Here is a 17,440-nt window from a genome sequence, read left to right on the forward strand (position 1 = left end):
GTCAGCGTCTCCAGACCCGAAACCAGCAGCGTGCCGCCGGCCGAACCGATGGTGACGACGTCGGTGCCGCCCTGGCCCGTGAGGGTCTCCAGAGCCGAGACCAGCAGCGTGTTGCCGGCGGTGCCCAGCGAGATCACGTCGGTGCCCGCACCGCCCGTCAGTGTCTCCAGGGCCGAAGTCAGCATGGTGGTGCCGGTATCGCCGATGGTGACGACGTCGGTGCCGCCCTGGCCGGTCAGGGTTTCCAACCCACGCAGCAGGATGGTGTTGCCGGCGGTGGACAGGGTGACGATGTCGATGGCGCTGTTCGCTGTGGCGATGTTCAGCCCGCCGATCAGGGTTTCGATGCCCGACACCAGCAGCGTGCTGCCGCCAAGCCCGAGGAAGATGCTGTCGCTGCCGGCACCGCCGGTCAGCGTTTCCAGCCCCGACGCCAGCAACGTGCCGCCGACCGAGCCCAGGGTGACGACGTCGGTGCCGGCATCGCCGGTGATCGTCTCGAGCAGCGACAGCAGCAGCGTGTTGCCGGCCGTGCCCAGGGTGACGACATCGGTGCCGGCCTGACCGCTCAGCGTCTCGACCGCCGACACCAGCAGGGTATTGCCGAGCGCCGAATCCAGCATGACGACGTCGGTACCGGCCGCGCCCGTCAGGATCTCGACCGCCGATACGAGCAGCGTGTTGCCGGCAGTCCCCAGCGTGACGGCATCGGTGCCTATGCCGCCGATAAGGGTTTCCAACGAGGAAACAAGCATGGTGGCGCCGGTGTCGCCGACGGTGACGACGTCAGTACCACTCTGGCCCATCAGGGTTTCCAGGCCGCGCAGAAGGATGGTGCCGCCGCCGCTGCCCAGCGTGACGACATCGGTGCCGGTGCCGCTGACCAGTGTTTCCACCGCGGACACCAGCAGCGTGCTGCCCGACGACCCCAGAAGGACCAGATCCGATCCGGCGGCGCCGGTGATGGTTTCAAGGGACTCGGCAAGAATCGTGGCGCCGCCGCCCCCCAGGGTGACGACATCGGTGCCGGCCGCCCCCGCCAGCGATTCGATGCCGCTGAGCAGCAGGGTGGCGCCCGTGGTGCCCAGCGTCACCCGGTCGGTGCCGGTGCTCCCGCTCAGCGATTCCAGCCGGTCGACCAGGACGGTATTGCCGGCGCCGCCCAGCAGGATCACGTCGGTGCCGGCATCGCCGGTCACCGTCTCGAACAGCGACAGCGTCATGGTGCTGCCGAAGGTGCCGAGTGCCACGACATCGCTGGCCGTCGATCCGATCAGCGTTTCCAGCCCCTGGACCAGGAGGGTGCCGCCTGTGGTTCCCAGTGTGATGACGTCGGAGGAGGAAGAGCCGATGATGGTCCTGTACTGCTCCGCGAGGGTCAGGGTTTCGCCCCCGCTGCCCACGAAGAGAATGTCGGACTTCACGATGCTGACCAGCGTCTCCAACCCGGTGAGTTGAAGGGTCTGGTTGGCCGAAATGATGGTTTCGATGCCGGAAACGGTCAGCGTGGCCCCAGCCGATCCGATGGTGACGACATCGGTGCCCGAGCCGCCGACCAGCGTCTCGATCGAGCTGACCTGCAGCGTATTGCCGGCGGACGCCAGCGTCACGACGTCGGTGCCGGAGCCGCCGGTCAGCGTTTCGATACTGCCGACCTGCAGCGTATTGCCGGCGGTGCCAAGGGTGACGACATCGGTGCCGAGGCCGCCGGTCAGCGTTTCGATACTGCCGACCTGCAGCGTGTTGCCGGCGGTGCCAAGGGTGATGACATCGGTGCCGGCGCCGCCCGTCAGCGTCTCGATGGCACCAACTTCCAAAGTGCTACCGAGGGTCCCCAACGTCACGGCATCGCTGCCGGCGCCGCCCATCAGCGTCTCGACACCGCTGACCAGAAGCGTGACCCCGCTCGAATCCAGTGCGACGACGTCGGTGCCCGAGCCGCCGATCAGGGTCTCGATTGCCGCGGCCGTAAGGGTGTTGCCGTCGGTGCCAAGGGTGACGACATCGGTGCCGGTGCCGCCCGTCAGCGTTTCGATACTGCTGACCTGCAGCGTATTGCCGGCGGTGCCAAGGGTGACGACATCGGTGCCGAGGCCGCCGGTCAGCGTCTCTATGCTGACGGCCAGCAGCGTGTTGCCGGCGGTGCCAAGGGTGATGACATCGGTGCCGGTGCCGCCCGTCAGCGTCTCGATGGCACCAACTTCCAAAGTGCTACCGAGGGTCCCCAACGTCACGGCATCGCTGCCGGCGCCGCCCGTCAGCGTCTCGACACCGCTGACCAGAAGCGTGGCCCCAGCCGATCCGATGGTGACGACATCGGTGCCCGAGCCGCCGATCAGCGTCTCGATCGAGCTGACCTGCAGCGTATTGCCGGCGGACGCCAGCGTCACGACGTCGGTGCCGGTGCCACCCGTCAGCGTCTCGATTGCCGCGACCGTAAGGGTGTTGCCCGCGGTGCCGAGCATGATGACGTCGGTACCGACCCCACCCGTCAGCGTTTCGACAGCCGAAATCAGCATCGTGTTGCCGGCGGTGCTCAGCATCACGATGTCGGTGCCGGTACCGCCCGCCAAGGTCTCGATGCCTTGCACCTTCACCGATACGCCGGTGTTGCCCACCGTTACAACGTCGGTGCCGCTGTCTCCCGTCACCGTTTCGATGAGGGAAATCTGAAGCGTGCTGCCGTTGGTGCCGAGAAGGACGACATCGACGCTGATCCCGCCGGTCAACGTCTCGATGTCGGAAACGAGTGTCGTGTTGCCACCGGAGGCGAACGTCACGAGGTCGGTGCCGGCACCGCCGACCAGGGTCTCCAGCAGCTTCACCGTCATGGTGCTGCCGATGGTGCCGATGGTGATGACATCGGTGCCGGTGCCGCCGGTCAGGGTTTCCAGCCCGGCGACCAGTGTCGTGTTGCCGGCCGAACCCAACGTCACCATGTCGGTGCCGGCGCCGCCGGTCAGCGTCTCCAGCAACCGCACCAGCAATGTCGAGCCGGCGCTGCCGGTCGTCAGCACATCCGTACCGATGCCGCCGATCAGGGACTCCATCGCGGCGACCAGCATCGTGTTGCCGCCGGTGCCAAGAGTTACCGCATGATCTACAGAATTCGTACCGATAAGGGTTTCGACATTGGAGACGCCGAGGATATAAGTTCCTGAAAGAGTAACGACGTCGGTGGCGGACGATCCGACAACATAATCAAGGTTACTGACCGAAAGCGTTCCGCCATCCGTTCCGACCTGAACGGTAAGCGTTCCGCTCCCCGACGCGGTGATCGCCTCAATATTGCTTAACGTTATGGTTTCCGTGGCGCTCAGCACGTAATTGACAATGTCTGAGCCTGAGCCGCCGAACAGCGTGTCAATCGCCTTTACGGCTAGCGTGTTGCCGGCGTTGTTCAGTGCGATGACATCGAGGCCGACCCCGCCGATCAGCGTGTCCACCAGCGACACCAGCATTGTTGTGCCGGTCGTGGCGATCGTCACGACATCGGTGCCGGCGCCGCCCGTCAGGGTTTCGAGCAGCGACACCGTCGTGGTGGTGCCGGTGCTGCCGATGGTGACGAGGTCGGTGCCGACGTTGCCGGTCAAGGTCTCGATGCTGACGGCCAGCAACGTGTTGCCGGCGGTGCCAAGGGTGATGACATCGGTACCGGCACCGCCCGTCAGCGTCTCGATGGCACCAACTTCCAAAGTGCTACCGAGGGTCCCCAACGTCACGGCATCGCTGCCGGCGCCGCCCGTCAGCGTCTCGACACCGCTGACCAGAAGCGTGACCCCGCTCGAATCCAGTGCGACGACGTCGGTGCCCGAGCCGCCGATCAGGGTCTCGATTGCCGCGGCCGTAAGGGTGTTGCCGTCGGTGCCAAGGGTGACGACATCGGTGCCGGCGCCACCCGTCAGCGTCTCGATTGCCGCGACCGTAAGGGTGTTGCCCGCGGTGCCGAGCATGATGACGTCGGTACCGACCCCACCCGTCAGCGTTTCGACAGCCGAAATCAGCATCGTGTTGCCGGCGGTGCTCAGCATCACGATGTCGGTGCCGGTGCCGCCCGCCAAGGTTTCGATGTCGGATACCAACACCGTGCTTCCGCTGGAACCGATCGTCACGACATCGGTGCCGGCCCCACCGGTCAGCGTCTCTATTCTCCACAGCTGGATCGTGTTGCCCGAATCCATCAGCGAGATGGCATCACGGCCCGAGCCACCGTTCAACGTTTCGATCTGGGAAAGAAAAAGGGTTATGCCACTGGCGCTGACTGTGACGACATCGACGCCCACACCACCAACCAGCGTTTCAAGCGCCGAGATCAATACCGTGCTGCCGGCCGACCCTAAGGTCACGATGTCCGTGCCGGCGGCACCGATGACGCTTTCCACGGCGGAAAGCAGCACCGTGTTGCCGGCGGTACCGAACGTCACGACGTCGGTGCCGGCCCCACCGATCAAGGTCTCCAGACCTTGCACCTTCACAGATGCGCCGGTGGTGCCCACCATTACGACGTCGGTGCCGCTGTCTCCCGTCACCGTTTCAATGCGGGTGATTTGAATCGTGTTGCCGCCGGTACCGAGGATGACAAAATCCGTATTGTTCCCGCCGGTCAACGTCTCGATGTCGGACACCAGCGTCGTGTTGCCACCGGAGGCGAAGGTCACGAGGTCGGTGCCGGCACCGCCGACCAGGGTCTCCAGCAGCTTCACCGTCATGGTGCTGCCGATGGTGCCGATGGTGATGACGTCGGTGCCGGTGCCGCCGGTCAGGGTTTCCAGCCGGGAGACCAGCATGGTCGTGCCGGCGGTTCCGATGGTCACGGCGTCGGTGCCGACGCCGCCGGTCAGCGTCTCCAGATCCGACACCTTCGTGGTGACGCCGGCCGATCCCAGGGTGATCAGGTCGGTGCCGGTACCGCCGACGATGGTCGTTATCAGCGACACCGTGGTGGTGTTGCCCTGCGCCCCCAAGTTCAAAGACGTCGTGCCGCCCGCACCACCCGCAGTGACGAATTCCAGGCCCCACGCTGCGACCTGCACGCCATTGGAGCCAAGCGTGACGGTGTCCGTTCCGGCACCGCCGATGACGGTTTCAGTGCTATAGACCGCTATCGTGTTGCCGACATCGCCCAGGGTGACGATGTCGACACCGACGCCACCCAACAGGGATTCCAGCCCGGACACCAGCACGGTGTTGCCCGCCGAACCCAGCGTGACGATGTCGGTTCCACCCCCGCCGGTCAGGGTTTCCAACTTTACCATCGTCGTGGTATTGCCCGCCGAACCCAGCGTGACGACGTCGGTTCCAGCCCCGCCGGTCAGGGTTCTCAGCCACGACACCATCATGGTGGTGCCGGCCGTGTCACCCAGCGTGATCACATTGGTGCCGCCGGTGCCGGTCAGCGTTTCGATTGCCGCGACCGTCAGAGTGTTGCCCGTGGTGCCGAGCGTGATGAGGTCGGTGCCGGCGCCACCTGTCAGCGTTTCGATGCGCGAGGCCAGCATCGTGTTGCCCGCGATGCCGAGTATCACGACATCAGTGCCGGTACCGCCGGTCAATGTCTCGATGCCGGTGACGCTCAGCGTATTGCCGCTGGTGCCGAGTGTCACGACATCGGTGCCGGCCCCGCCCGTCAGCGTCTCTATTGTCGAAAGCAGCAGGGTGTTGCCCGTTGTGTCGAGCGTGATGACGTCGATGCCGCTGCTGCCGATCAGCGTCTCCAGCCCTGAAACCAGCATCGTGTTGCCGGAGGTGCCCAGTGTAGCGGCGTCGGTGCCGGTGCCGCCCGTCAGTGTTTCGACGCCGGTGACGCCGAAGGTCGCGCCGATGTCGCCCAGCGTGATGACGTCGGTGCCGGTGCCACCCGTCAGCGTGTTGATCTGCGACAGTGTCAGCGTGTTGCCGGAATCAGCCAAGGTCCTGACGACCGGCGCGATATTCCTGAGATATTTCAGGGAACCGTTGGAGATGCCATAGAGCGCGTCGATGTCGCCGTCGCCATCGAGGTCGGCCAGCGCCGGCATCGGATAGCTTCCGGTTGCAAGACCGTAAACAGCCGTCCCGGCAAGCGAGAATGTGGGAGACGATGCCGTCCCGATGTTGATGGAAACGACATCCTTGCTCACCAGGTCGAGATCGCCGTCACCGTCGAGGTCGACGAGGGCCGGCGCGCTGTGGCTGACGCCAGCCGCCATGCCGAAAAGGTTCGTTCCCTCCAGCGAAAAGGTGGGCGCCGACGAGGTTCCGGTGTTGCGGTAGAAAAGGAGGCCGTTGCTGGTGGTCCCCATCAGCAGATCGGAATCGCCGTCGCCGTCCAGGTCGGCGAAGCTCGGAACCATGTAGCTGTCGGTGACGATGCCGAAGAGGTTGGTCCCCTCCAGGGAGAAGGATGGAGAGGCCGACGTTCCGGTGTTGCGAAAGAACCGCGTACCGCCGTCCTTGCTGCCGATGAACAGATCGAGGTCACCGTCTCCGTCGATATCGACGAAGCTTGGTGTCGCATAGGTGTTGTAGCTGGAAAGACCAAGAAGATTGGTGCCTTGAAGCGAATATGTCGGTGCCAGAGTCGTTCCGACATTGGCGAAATATACCGTCTCGCCCGCCTTGTTTCCGACCAGGAGATCCAGGTCGCCGTCACCGTCGAGATCCGCGAATGTGGGGGCGGCGTATTGCCCGACGCCGCTGAGACCGAAAGAGTTGGTACCGACCAGAGCAAAGGTTGGAGTAGCCACGATCTGTCAGCCCCTCGGATATATCTGTCGACGCCGCACCCGTTCACCGTCCGCCATGTGGCGTCCGGTCAATTCGGAACGTCTGTTGGAGTGGTCACCGCTTCGGCCAGCGCCCGCGCGTCGAGCAGCCCCACCGCCTCCGCACGGCGCACACCGGGAAGGATGGCGACGTCGTACAACTCGTTGACGGTGTGATGGAGCCACAGCATGTGCGCCACGGTTCCGCTGTCGGTGTCCACCACGGCCAAGCCGCATTGAGCGGAGACTCCGGCCCGTTTCAGGGCCGCCTCAAGCGGCAACGCGCTCAGCGTTCCGTGATCGCCGCGTGGACGCGACAGCCCGACAACCGCCCATTTCCCATGAAAGGCCAACCCGCGCGCAAAGCCGGGGCAGAAGCAGGCCGGCTCGAAGCGGCCGCTCCGGTCCACCGTTCCAAGCTCGCCGGTGCCGGAATTGAGCAGCCAAAGCCGGCCGCGGTGCCAGCGGGGGGAATGGGGCATCGACAGTCCGGCGCAGGCGACCTCACCCGACGGGACGTCGATCAGTACGCCGCCGTCGGTCCGGCGCTCGCGCCAGCCTTCGATGACATCGCAGCGGCCCAATGCGGTCGTGAACATCGGTCGGCCGTCCTCACCGAGCGCCAATCCGTTCAGATGGCAGCGATCCTCGTTGCGCAGGGCGGAAATGAAGGCGGGCTTCCAAACGGGACGGAAGCCCTGGTCGGCGTCAGGGACGGAAAGACAACTGAAGCGCGTATTGACAAAGATCGGGACACCGTCATGTCCGACGGCGATGTCATGGATATCCACATCGCCGATCATATAACCGAGTCGCGGCACATAAAGACGGTCTGCGCCCGACGGCGTGCGGTCGGACGGTTGCAGTGTGTTGGCGAAACGCCAGAGGTGCGATTGTCCGCCGACCCATAGCGCGGCTCGGTCGACACACAACCCCTGACAACGCTGCACGATCCGTTCATGGGCCTTCAAACGCACATCTTCCCCCAACCCCAGGAAAAAAAGCCGGTGCGCCTCATAGGTCGAAAAAGCGATTGCGCAGCCGGCGGTCTCCAGCCAATCAGCCAACTGCGGCGTGCCTTCCAGCATGGGACGGGATCGTTCTTCGGCTGCCATCCGACCGCTCTCCATCGCGCTTTTTGACCATCTTCCCGGATGCTTGGTTAACATTAGCTGCTAAATAATTTGAAATCACCGCAAAGAATGGAAAAATTCTCGAAATGTGCGCGCATTGCATCTAAAAATAGAAAACACGCAAAGGAGGAAGCGCAGAAAAAAGGTCTAATATTACAGTTCTCAGGACGTGACGCGGACCTCGGTTGGTCCAATCGAATGGAAGCCCGGCGGGACGCACCAGAATCCACTCCACAGCCACATCGCGCGGGTCCGCTGCCACCCGGAGAAAGCTTTTTCATGTGCGCACTGACCTCTGGTTTCTCCGATCAAGCCGTCGCGCTTACCCATCGAGGCGCAGCGGCCCTGGCTGACGGGCAGGAAGCGCTTGCTGACTGCTGTTTCACGGCGGCAGCCATACTTGCGCCGCATCGGGCCAGCATCTGGCACAATCTTGGTGAGGCGCGACGCATCCAGGGCCGGGTGGAGGATGCGGAACAGGCTTACAAACACGCCTTGCGACTGCGTCCGGCCTATCCGAAGGCCTGGGCCGGATTGGCCTCGCTCCTGCATAAAACCCGGCGCATCAAGGCTGCGGCACGGGCGACGATGCGGGCATTGGCTCTCGATCCGGGCTTTGCCGAAGGCTGGTCGATTGCCGGTTCGATCCTGCATGAGCGACGGGCGATGGAACGCCTGCCGATGATCTTCCATCGGGCGGTCCGGCTGGCCCCGACCAGCCCGTCTGCGTGGCTCGCACTGGCCGGTGGCCTCGGTGAAGCGGTGGAATTGGCGCTTGCCTGCACACAGCGTTCGATTGTGTTGTCGCCCGACCGACCAGGCGGCTATGTGAATCATGCGGGACTCCTGATCCGGCATGGCAAGCTCGACGCAGCCCAGGCAATGCATGATCGGCTGCGTCAGCTGGCTCCGCTGGAGGGCCATGCGGAAGCCGGCGACAGTCTGGTGGCGAGCTTGCGCGGCGACTTTGCGACGGCGGTATCGCTGGGCCGCCGATCTCTCGCTCTGCAACCGGCATCCCTTTCGGCCCTCATCAACCTGTCCCTGGCCGAACACGATAGCGGGCAGATGGAGCGGGCGCGCCGCGGCAACGAGCGCGCCCTTGTGCTCCATCCCGAAAGCGATGTCGCACGCTTCAACCTGTCCATGGTGCTTCTGGCACAGGGTGACTTCGCCAACGGATGGCGTCTCTACGAATCGCGCTGGCGGATGGAAAATAGGGCCTATCCGGCCCATGCCCCGCGTTGGCGTGGCGGCGACCCGGCGGGACGCTCGTTCCTTCTGGTGGCAGAGCAGGGACAGGGCGATACGCTGCACTTCGTCCGCTATGCTCCGATGCTGGCCGCGCTCGGCGCTCACGTTCATCTGATGGTTCAGCCGTCACTGGTCCGGCTGCTGTCGACGCTCCCGGGCATCGCCTCCGTCCGGTCGCTCGCGGACCCGCCGCCGGCATGCGACGCCTGCATTCCGCTGCTCAGCCTGCCGCTGGCGTTCGGCACCACGCTGGCAACCATCCCGGCAGCGGTCCCCTATCTGCACACGTCCGAACAGGATCGCGCCACCTGGAAACGGAGGCTTGGCGGTGAGCGCCGCCGAAGGGTCGGCCTGGTCTGGGCTGGTTCGGCGCATGACGAGCAGTTCATTGCGCATATGGTCGACCGGCGGCGGAGCTTCCCGCTGGCCGCACTGGCTCCGCTGGCCGATGTTCCGGGCGTGACCTTCTACAGTCTGCAGAAAGGGCCACCGGCGAATGAGGTGCGGCCGCCCGGTCTGGATCTTGTCGACTGGATGGAGATGGTTGGCGATTTCGCCGACACCGCGGCATTCGTCGCGGAACTTGACCTCGTCATCAGCGTCGACACCTCGGTGTGCCATCTGGTCGGAGCACTGGGCCGGCCGATCTGGATGCTGTCGCGTTACGACTCCTGCTGGCGTTGGCTGTGCAACCGATCGGACAGCCCCTGGTATCCGACCATGCGCCTGTTCCGCCAGGACCGGCCGGGCGACTGGACACCCGTCATCGATCGCGTCCGTATCGCCCTGGGACGTTGGGCGATGCGGGGGCCATACGCGACATATGAGGCGTAACGGCGCCAAGAATGATCTTGCCCCACCGAACCGGGGCAAGATCACTATTCGTCTCCTCACTTCTTCGACTGCTCGCTCATGGCGGCGTGGCGGCGGCGGATGTCTTCCGGCCAGGAGCTTTTGATGAAGGCGAGAACCGCCCAGATGTCGGCGTCGCTCAACTTGCCGCCGAACGCAGGCATGTCGCTGCTGTAGCCGGGCGGTGCGAACGCCGCGATGCCCTGCTTGGTGATCCTGAAGAGATCCTCGTCCGGATGGTGCCACGTATGGCCGGTGGCATCGTGAGGCGGCGCGGGCAGACGGCCGTCGGCCTTGCGGCTCTGCCAGTTCGTCTGGCCCTCGAGCCGGGTCCCGTGGCACGACGCGCACTGCTCGGCGTACACCATTTTCCCTCGGGCGACCTGTGCGGCATCGGTCGGGTCGGCACTCACCTTCGGACCGGCGAACATGACCGCGCCGGCCAGCGCGACCACGGCGGCCAAGGCCAAGCCGATGCCGACCTTCAACGCCTTTTTCACGACCATTTTCCCCGGCGCGTCATGACTGGCACGACTTCCAGGCGTCGAGCCGGGAGCAGCCAAGCCGCCGCCGGCGTTGCGGGTTTCTTCCTGGCGCTCATCGCGCGTCTCCTTGTTCGGGACGGCATGAGGATCACCGCCTCATGCCGCCCATACGGGTTCAGTGGCCGGCGTGGCCCAGTTCGAAACGGGCCTGGACCGGTTTCTGGCCGGGCATGGTCAGTGCGGTGACGACCTTCACGCTGTCGTGGATCTCGCCCAGGCTGGCCTTTCCCTTGAGCGCATTGGCGCCCGCAGGTTCCAGCGCGACCTTCTGGGTCTGCCTGTTGGCCAGGATGGTGGCCTCGGCCTTGGCGCCGGTCACGTCGACCGGCTTGTCCGCGCCGTCGGTCACGTAGAGGACGACGTCGTTGCCCTGCAGCACGAGTTCGGCGTGATACGGGCCGGCGTCGGTGCGGGGACCGCCATGGGTGCCGGTCTTGGCACCGTCGGCGAAGGCCGTCGCCGGGGCGGCGAACAGGGTGGCGGCAACGAGGAGGGTCGAGACCTTCACGATAGGCTTTCCTTCTGAATTGGACAGGGTGAACGGTTGGATCAGTAGGCTTCGGCCGGACGCAGCGAACCGGCTTGGGCGTCGACCAGATGCCTGAGCGGCTTCCCGCCGAGCCTGAGGAAGAGGACGGGGGTCAGGAGCGTGTCGAGCAGGGTGGCGCTGACCAGACCGCCGAAGATGGTGACGGCGACCGGGTGCAGGATCTCCTTGCCCGGCGCGTCGGCGCCGATCATCAGCGGCACCAGGGCGACGCCGGCCGACAAGGCGGTCATCAGCACCGGGGTCAGCCGCTCCTGGCTGCCGCGGATCACCATGGCCCGGCCGAAGCTCTCGCCCTCATGCAGGACGAGGTTGATGTAATGGCTGACCTTCAGGATGCCGTTGCGCGCGCTGATGCCGGTCAGGGTGATGAAGCCGATCATCGAGGCGACCGACAGCGGCTGTCCGGCGATCCATAGGGCGGCCACGCTGCCGATCAGGGCCAGCGGCACGTTGCCCATGATGATCAGCGTCAGCACCGCCGAGCGGTAGCGGCTGTAGAGCACCAGGAAGATCATCGCCAGCGACACCATCGACAGCGCCGCGATGGTCTTGGACGCCTCCTCCTGCGCCTGGAAGGTGCCCTCCAGGCTGGTGAAGTAGCCGGGCGGCAACGACGAGCGGCCGACCACGTCGCGGATGCCCGCCACGATCCGCGCCATGTCCGTCTTGCCGTCGCTGTTGCCGAGGATGACGATGCGGCGCTTGCCGTTCTCCCGCAGGATCTGGTTCGGCCCGTCGGTCTCCTCGACACTGGCGAACAGGCTGAGCGGCACCCGCCCCGCCGGGGTCTCGACCAGCAGGTTGGCCAGGCCGCTGGTGGTGCGATCCTCGTCGGACAGGCGCAGCACGACGTCGAAGCGCCGGGTGCCGTCGACGATCTCCGACACCACCCGCCCGTTGGACAGGCTCTCCAGCGCGTCCGTCGCCATCGCCGGGGTGACGCCGTAGAGCGAAGCCCGCTCGTAGTCGATCACGACCTGCACCTGCGGGATGCGGACCTGCTTCTCGATCTGCAGGTCGACCAGCCCGGGGATCGCCGTCAGCATCTGCTGCAACTGTCCGGCAAGGCTGCGCAGGGTGTCCAGATCCTCGCCATAGATCTTCAGGGCGATCTGGGCGCGGACGCCCGACAGCATGTGATCGAGCCGGTGCGAGATCGGCTGGCCGATGTTCACCGACACCGGCAGGGCAGCCAGCCGCGCCCGCACGTCGGCCAGAACCTCGGCGCGGCTGCGGGCGGAGGGCTTCAGGTCGACGTCGATCTCGCTGGAATGCACGCCTTCCGCGTGTTCGTCCAGTTCGGCACGGCCGGTGCGGCGGCCGACCGACGTCACCTCCGGCACCTGCATGATGAGCCTCTCGGCGACGAGACCGACGCGGTTGGACAGGGCCAGGGAGATGCCGGGGTTGAGGGCCATGGAGATCGTCAGCGTGCCCTCGTTGAAGGGCGGCAGGAAGGCGCGCGGCAGGCTCGGCACCGTGGCCGCGGCGATCACCACGGCGGAGCCTACGACGGCGAAGAGGGTGCCGGGGTTGGCGAAGGCCCAACCGAGCAGCCGTGCATTTCCGGCCTTCAACCGCCGCACCAGCCAGCTGTCATGCTCGTCGAGCCGCTTCAGCTTGGGCAGCAGGTAGTAGGACAGCACCGGCGTGACGGTGATGGCGGTGAGCAGGCTGGCAAGGATGGAGACGATGTAGGCCACGCCCAGCGGCGCGAACAGCCGCCCCTCGATGCCGGACAGGGCGAACAGCGGCACGAACACCAGGATGATGATGATCGTGGCGTAGACGATGCCGGACCGCACCTCCTGCGAGGCCGCCGCCACCACCTCCAGAACCGGACGGGGGTTTTCCGCCCGGCGGTTCTCGCCGAGGCGGCGGTAGATGTTCTCCACGTCCACCACGGCGTCGTCGACCAGTTCGCCGATGGCGATGGCGAGGCCGCCCAGCGTCATGGTGTTGATCGACATGCCGAACGCCTTGAACACCAGAACGGTGATCAGGACCGAGATCGGAATGGCGGTCAGCGAGATCAGCGTCGTGCGGACGTTGAGCAGGAACAGGAACAGGATGACGGCGACGACCACCACCGCCTCCTGCAGCACCGTCATGACGTTGTGGATCGAGGTGTCGATGAAGTTGGCCTGCTTGAACAGGATCTCGTTCGCCTTCACCCCCTTCGGCAGAAACTGCGCCAGATCGGCCAGGGCCTTCTCGACCTCGGCCGTCAGCCTCGTCGTATCGCTGCCCGGCTGTTTCTGCACGGACAGGATGACGGCGGGTCTCCCGTCGACGCCGGCGTCACCGCGCTTCACGCGGGCGGCGAAATCCACATCGGCGACCTGGCGCAGATGGATGGGCTGTCCGGCCTTGTAGGCGACCACCAGGGTGCGCAGATCCTCCAGCCGGGTCGTCCGGCCGATGTTGCGGATCAGGTACTCCTCGCTGTGCTGGTCGATGAACCCGCCGCCGGTGTTCGCCGAGAACTGCCGGAGCGCGTTCACAAGCTGGTCGGTGGTGATCTCCAGGTCGTGCAGGCGCGCCGGATCGGGGGCGACGCGGTACTGGCGGATCTCCCCGCCGATGGGAATGACCTGGCTGACGCCGGGGATGGCGAGCAGGCGGGGACGGACCACCCAGTCCGCGAGTTCGCGGACATCCATCGGCCCGACGCCGCTTCCCGGCTCGGCGGACATGGCGATCAGCATGATCTCGCCCATGATGGAGGAGATCGGCCCCATCTGCGGCCGGACATTCGGCGGCAGCTGACCCTGGACGATGGCAAGACGCTCGGCGACCTGCTGGCGGTTGCGGTAGATGTCGGTGCCCCAGTCGAACTCGACGAAGACGATGGACAGGCCGACACCGGAGACCGATCGCACGCGGGTGATGCCCGGCATGCCGTTCATCGACGTCTCCAGCGGGAAGGTGACCAGCTGCTCGACCTCCTCGGGTGCCAAGCCCTCGGCCTCGGTCATCAGCGTGACGGTGGGCTTGTTCAGATCGGGGAAGACGTCGACCGGCAGTCCCTTGAGGACGAAGGAGCCGTAGACGACCAGCAGCACGGCGGCGGCCAGCACGAAGAGGCGGTTGCGCAGGCTGGTGTTGACGAGGACGTTGAACATGGACGCCTCACCGGACCTGGTTCAGCAGGCCGGCGCCGTCGGTGACGATGCGCGCCTCCGGCTCGATGCCCGCCAGGACCAACACCGTGCCGCCATCAACCGGCTGCGTGCGCACGGGCCGGGCGACGAAGCGTTGAGGCGACTCGTGCTGCCAGACGATCGGCTGACCGCCGGCGCTGCGCACCACGCTGTGGCGCGGCAGGACGATGCCCGACGCGGTGCCCTGCACCTGGGCGACGAGCCGGACCGGCTGGCCGACACCGAGTCCCGACGGCGGATTGCCGATGCGGAAGAGCAGCGGGATCGCCTGCTGGCGCAGCGCCAGGCTGGAGCCGAGCAGTTCCAGGGACAGGCTGGTGCCGTCGGCGGTCGTCGCCGTGGCCGCCTTGATGGCGTTCGCCACCCGGGGATCGAAGGCCACCGCTTCGACCATCAGCCGCGAGGGGTCGACGATCTCGAACAGGACCTGATCGCGGGCTTCGATGACCTGACCGGCCTTGACGTTGTTGGCGGTGACGACCCCGGCGATGGGCGCGCGCAGTGCCTCCCTGGTGGTCAGGGTCGGCGACAGGGCGGCGCGGCGCTTGCGCAGGCCGTTGAGGTTGGCCTCCGCCTCCTCGATGTCGCGCTGCGGCACGCTGCCTTCCAGCTTGCGGAGACGCTGGACGCGGGACTCGGCGATGACGAGTTCCTGCTCGACCATGGCGATCTGCTGCTGGATGCCGCTGCGGTCCACGACGTTCACGGCGGGCGTGATGGTGGCCAGGATTTGCCCTGCCTCGACCCGCTGGCCGACATAGGGCAGCCCCTGCTCGCCCGGCTCGATGCGGCCGCTCTGGGTCGCCTGGACATGGCCGCCGCCGTTCGGATCGGCCACGACCTGACCGATCAGCTGAACCGTCTGCGCCGCCTGCTGCGTCTTCGCGACCATGGTGCGGACCGACAACAGGCGCTGCGACGTCTTGGGCACATACAGGCTGCCGTCCGGCAACCTGCGCGGGCTCTCCGCCGCGCCGGTCACCGCCATCGGCATGGCCGCCGCTCCCGGAGTCCGGTCCTTCGCCTCGTCGCCGTGACTGTGGTCCTCGCCGCCATGGGCGAAGGCGGCGCCGCCGGCCAGCAATAGGCCGAGGCCGATCAGAGCCGCCCCGGCAACCGTGCGCGCCCGGCCCCGCCGGGTCAGCGCCACAGTGGTCAGCACGCCGAGCAGGAAGACCATGACGGCCCCCAGCATCAGGCCGGGGTCATGCCGCACCTGACCGAGGATGGCGGACACGCCGCTCCCATCCTCCGGCTCGGCGGGCTGGGCGGTCGCCGGGATCTCCAGCGTGCCGATGAGCAGGTCGGCGGCATCGGCCGCCGTCACCGATACGGTCAGCTCGTGCGGCCCCGGCTTCGACACCCACGCGGCGTCGAGGCGATAGACGCCCTCCTCCCCGGAAACGGGGGAGGCGGTCACGGCTTCCCCGCCGGCGCTGACCTCGACGGTCGCGCCGGTCACCGGTTCGTTGGTGGCGAAACGGTCCAGGTAGACGACCAGGCTTTTCCCCTGGACGACCGCCACCAGTTCGAAGTCCGGCGAGGCCGTCTCCATGGTCGGCATCGCGGTGGCGACCACCGGCTTGGGAGCGTCGCCGTGCCCGTGCCCTTCATGGGCCAGCGCCGGAAGGGCGACCGGCGCGGCAAGGCTCGCGGCGATCGCGGCCGCGGCGAGAAGGCGTCGGTGGATTGGTCCTCTCCTCACATCATCCCCATCGGGCTGGCGAACAGCAGGTCGGCGGTCTTCTTCTGTTCGTCGGTCAACACGGCGTAGAGCGGCTTGGCGGCAGCCTCCAGGGCCTTCATGGCGTCGAGCCGGGTGGACAGGACCTTCTGCTGGGCGGCCAGCCGGTCCGGCCATGCGGACGGCATTCCCCCCTTGGTCATCTGCTCGTGCATGGCCTGATGGGCCTTGGCGTTCGACCGCAGGGTGTCGGCAAAGGCGTTCCACTGCGGCGCCTGGGCATCGGTGATCTTCAGCTCCGCCTTCAGGAAGGCGATGCGGCCCTCGACGTGCTCGAACGGCAGGCCCATGGCGCCCATAGCGCCCATGCCGCCCTGCTGGCCCATCATCATCTGGCGCATCATGGGCATCATCTGGCCCATCATGCCGGATTGGCCGCTCTGCTGGCCCATCATGCCGCCCATCATCGGGCGCATCTGGTCCATGTTCATCATCATGCCGCCGCCCATGCCTTGCCCCATCATGGGCGCAGTGCCGGGCATCACGGGCTGGACGCCCTGGGACGGCTGGGCGGGCGTCGGGGCCGGAGCGGGCTGGACCTGGGTGGTCGTGGCGCCGCCGGGGTGGTGGGCTTGGTGATCCTGGGCTTGGTCCGGAGTAGCGGCGGTCTGGGCCTGGGCAGCCGACATCATGGTGAAGAGCGCGAAGACCGGGAGAATTCTGCGGGTGAGAGACGACATGGCGTCCTCCATCTGATCATCTGGTTCGAGCCATCCCGGACGGACTCCACGCGGGAGCGCCGGGAACAGAAAGGCCGAGCGCACGAGGACTGGAACCGGCAGCCGTTGCCGAGCCGAAGCTCAAGCCGGATGCGGACAGACTCGTGGCGTCAGAGGATCAGAGAGGGGGACGCAGTGCGGGGTCGCTGTCGATGCCTTCGGGCGTCGCCAGGGCAGGCAGGTAGGCCGCCCGGTCGAGGGGCGGAACGAAGGCCGCGACGGCATCGGTGGGAAGGCCGCCATGCATGGTCGCGCACTGGGCGACGCTGCAGCAGGCATCGTCGCCGAGCACACCAAGATCCCCGCAGGAATCCTGCCTGTGCTCATGGTCCGCCACGGCAGCGACGGCACCGTCCTGCGTGGCGGCCAGGGCATGCTCATGAGGCGCCGGGGAATGCCGATGAGGCAGCAGACTGGCGTGGCTCGGCACGGCATAGACGAGCAGCGTGGCCAGCATCAGCAGGCTCACCACCACCCTCCTCACCGTCGACCAAACCCCACGCCACATGGCGATTGCCTTCCTTGTCCGAGACCGGGCGGCACCTGCGTGCCCACCGGCCCCTCCCGCAACCGTAAGACCATTCCCCGGTCCCTGCAACTGCACGATCATCTCGACATGGGCGTCTCGACAGCCGGCAGCATCAGGCGAGCATCGACCCTCCAGCGGTGGGAAGGTCAATACGGAAAATGTCCGACGGCGATTCCGGTTGACGGACATCAATGGCCGCGCCCATCG

At 66.3% G+C, this 17,440-nt stretch carries 9 protein-coding genes; 1 reads left to right on the forward strand and 8 read right to left on the reverse strand.

Annotation, left to right across the window (positions count from 1 at the left end; all coding sequences use genetic code 11):
- Together FZ938_RS22645 and FZ938_RS22650 are read right to left on the reverse strand one after the other, a co-directional pair.
- Positions 1–6,725 (reverse strand): calcium-binding protein (locus FZ938_RS22645; RefSeq protein ID WP_149200711.1); only part of this gene is annotated, 6,725 nt, incomplete at its 3' end.
- Positions 6,726–6,793: 68 nt separating this feature from the next.
- Positions 6,794–7,858: a TIGR03032 family protein gene (locus FZ938_RS22650; protein WP_174757183.1), complete on the reverse strand. Its 1,065-nt coding sequence runs from the start codon at positions 7,856–7,858 to the stop codon at positions 6,794–6,796.
- 297 nt (positions 7,859–8,155) lie between these two features.
- On the opposite strand from FZ938_RS22650, the gene FZ938_RS22655 reads away from it, so the two are divergent.
- Positions 8,156–9,964, forward strand: coding sequence for a tetratricopeptide repeat protein (locus tag FZ938_RS22655; RefSeq protein WP_174757185.1), 1,809 nt, complete (start codon positions 8,156–8,158; stop codon positions 9,962–9,964).
- A 56-nt stretch (positions 9,965–10,020) separates the two neighbouring features.
- On the opposite strand, the gene FZ938_RS22660 is transcribed toward FZ938_RS22655, so the two are convergent.
- The 6 genes from FZ938_RS22660 to FZ938_RS22685 form a co-directional block, all read right to left on the reverse strand.
- A complete protein-coding gene (locus FZ938_RS22660) occupies positions 10,021–10,482 on the reverse strand; it encodes a c-type cytochrome (RefSeq protein WP_246457592.1) in 462 nt (153 codons plus the stop codon).
- Positions 10,483–10,642: 160 nt separating this feature from the next.
- Positions 10,643–11,035 (reverse strand): hypothetical protein, encoded by a 393-nt coding sequence (locus tag FZ938_RS22665; RefSeq protein WP_149200715.1) that lies wholly within the window; start codon positions 11,033–11,035, stop codon positions 10,643–10,645.
- Positions 11,036–11,076: 41 nt separating this feature from the next.
- The gene (locus FZ938_RS22670) at positions 11,077–14,202 is read right to left on the reverse strand and encodes an efflux RND transporter permease subunit (protein WP_149200716.1); all 3,126 of its coding nucleotides are present in this window, start codon (positions 14,200–14,202) and stop codon (positions 11,077–11,079) included.
- Between the two features lie 7 nt (positions 14,203–14,209).
- Positions 14,210–15,946, reverse strand: a complete 1,737-nt coding sequence (locus FZ938_RS22675; RefSeq protein WP_149200717.1) for an HlyD family efflux transporter periplasmic adaptor subunit — start codon at positions 15,944–15,946, stop codon at positions 14,210–14,212.
- Entirely contained in the window at positions 15,943–16,665 is a 723-nt protein-coding gene (locus FZ938_RS22680; protein ID WP_211101145.1) for a Spy/CpxP family protein refolding chaperone, read from the reverse strand. Before FZ938_RS22680 ends, FZ938_RS22675 begins: the two co-directional genes overlap by 4 nt.
- Positions 16,666–16,822: 157 nt before the next feature.
- Complete coding sequence (locus FZ938_RS22685; RefSeq protein WP_149200718.1) at positions 16,823–17,212, reverse strand: hypothetical protein; 390 nt, start codon at positions 17,210–17,212, stop codon at positions 16,823–16,825.
- Positions 17,213–17,440: the final 228 nt, after the last annotated feature.

The sequence above is a fragment of the Azospirillum oryzae genome (assembly GCF_008364795.1).
GTDB classification, from domain to species: Bacteria; Pseudomonadota; Alphaproteobacteria; order Azospirillales; family Azospirillaceae; genus Azospirillum; species Azospirillum oryzae.

What these genes read in the sequence shown, in the direction of transcription:
- FZ938_RS22650 (WP_174757183.1), bottom strand. Translation starts at nt 7,858, where the DNA reads ATGGCAGCCGAAGAACGATCCCGTCCCATGCTGGAAGGCACGCCGCAG.
- FZ938_RS22655 (WP_174757185.1), top strand. Translation starts at nt 8,156, where the DNA reads ATGTGCGCACTGACCTCTGGTTTCTCCGATCAAGCCGTCGCGCTTACC.
- FZ938_RS22670 (WP_149200716.1), bottom strand. Translation starts at nt 14,202, where the DNA reads ATGTTCAACGTCCTCGTCAACACCAGCCTGCGCAACCGCCTCTTCGTG.
- FZ938_RS22680 (WP_211101145.1), bottom strand. Translation starts at nt 16,665, where the DNA reads ATGTCGTCTCTCACCCGCAGAATTCTCCCGGTCTTCGCGCTCTTCACC.
- FZ938_RS22685 (WP_149200718.1), bottom strand. Translation starts at nt 17,212, where the DNA reads ATGTGGCGTGGGGTTTGGTCGACGGTGAGGAGGGTGGTGGTGAGCCTG.